The sequence below is a fragment of the Gemella haemolysans ATCC 10379 genome (assembly GCF_000173915.1).
GTDB classification, from domain to species: domain Bacteria; phylum Bacillota; class Bacilli; order Staphylococcales; family Gemellaceae; genus Gemella; species Gemella haemolysans.
In genome coordinates, this window is sequence record NZ_ACDZ02000015.1 from 1 (window position 1) to 1,351 (window position 1,351).

Genomic DNA, 1,351 nt, shown 5'->3' on the forward strand with positions numbered 1-1,351 from the left:
TACAAGATGAATAGTAATAGCGTAAGATAGAGCACGAATTTCAAACAATAGATGGAATTGGAAGTTCTATTTTTTTTGACAAGAAATATGATATAATCAATTAACTGAAAGGGTTAAAGTGTGATATAATAGAAAAAAATAAAAAAGAGGAGTAGGGAAATGAAGGAAGAAAAACATGAGAAAGAAATCAAAGTGAAAAAGAAAATAACAAAAATTATAGGAGCAGTAATAGTAGGAGGGGTGTTAATGATGACAGCAGGTTGTGGGGTAGTAGGTAAAGGAAGCAAATCCTGGATAGAAGATAAGGTAGCAAATATAGAAAAAGTCTATCCAACAGAAAATCTAGAAGACTTATTTGAAAAATTTCCAAATGGTTTTTACATAAGACAAATTATATTAAAAGATGGAGACAACATAAATGAAGGGTATAGTTATATATTAGAACTTAGAGGGAATAAGGATAAGAAAACTATATTAGGGAAAGTCGAGAAGATACGAACAAAAGACAAACCTTATGAAAGAGTTTTGATTCAACAGAGTAAAGTAGAATATAAAAAAGGTGAAGGATTAGTTTTGGGTAATCCAGAATTATCAGAAGAACTATTGCTTAACAAACACTTTTTGTTTCAAGAAGTAAAGCTGAATAAAGAAACCTTTAAAAAGTGGAAGTTTGAGAAAAAAGAATATTCATATGAAACAGGTGTGTTTGACATTATTTATAATGTAAATAATAAAGAAATTAATAATTATTTTAATATAGATGAAAATAGTAATCTGATTATCCGTGTTGGAGGAGTAGATATTTCTACAACAAATGTATATAAATATAGTGTAATGATAAAAAATCAAGAAAAAGGTATAGATTATTATGAAATATTATCGGATACTAGAGAGGACATAGGAAATGAAGAATAATACATTATATGCTTCTGAATATACATATGGATTTGAGAAGGCGAGGATAGAAGGAATTCAAACGAAAAACATTTTTGAAGGAGCTGAAAAATTAGGAAAATTTAAAATAAATCCTTCGCTAGAATACCTAGATGATTTTTATGATAAAGATACAGGTTCGAGTGGAACCGCGTTTAAAGATAAAGATACAGGAGAAGTAATTCTTGCGTACACAGGGACAAATCTTGATAATGATAAATGGAATGATGCGGTTAAAACAGATTTTGGGAGAATAGCTCTAGGACTAGGAGATGGTCACGTTGATCCAGCACGTAAATTCTATGAGAAAATAAGAGCTGAATATGGAGACGATATAATATTAACAGGGCATAGTTTAGGTGGGAATTTGGCACAGTGGATCGCATTACACTACAATGTCCAGAAAACAATAGTATAT

Annotated in this window: 2 protein-coding genes; both read left to right on the forward strand. The window is 30.0% G+C overall.

Annotated elements, in window-relative coordinates:
• Nucleotides 1–159: 159 nt before the first annotated feature.
• The gene (locus GEMHA0001_RS08645) at nt 160–915 is read left to right on the forward strand and encodes a hypothetical protein (RefSeq protein ID WP_003145759.1); all 756 of its coding nucleotides are present in this window, start codon (nt 160–162) and stop codon (nt 913–915) included.
• Nucleotides 905–1,351 (forward strand): Tle-like phospholipase domain-containing protein (locus GEMHA0001_RS08650; protein WP_003145758.1); only part of this gene is annotated, 447 nt, incomplete at its 3' end. The genes GEMHA0001_RS08645 and GEMHA0001_RS08650, both read left to right, overlap by 11 nt.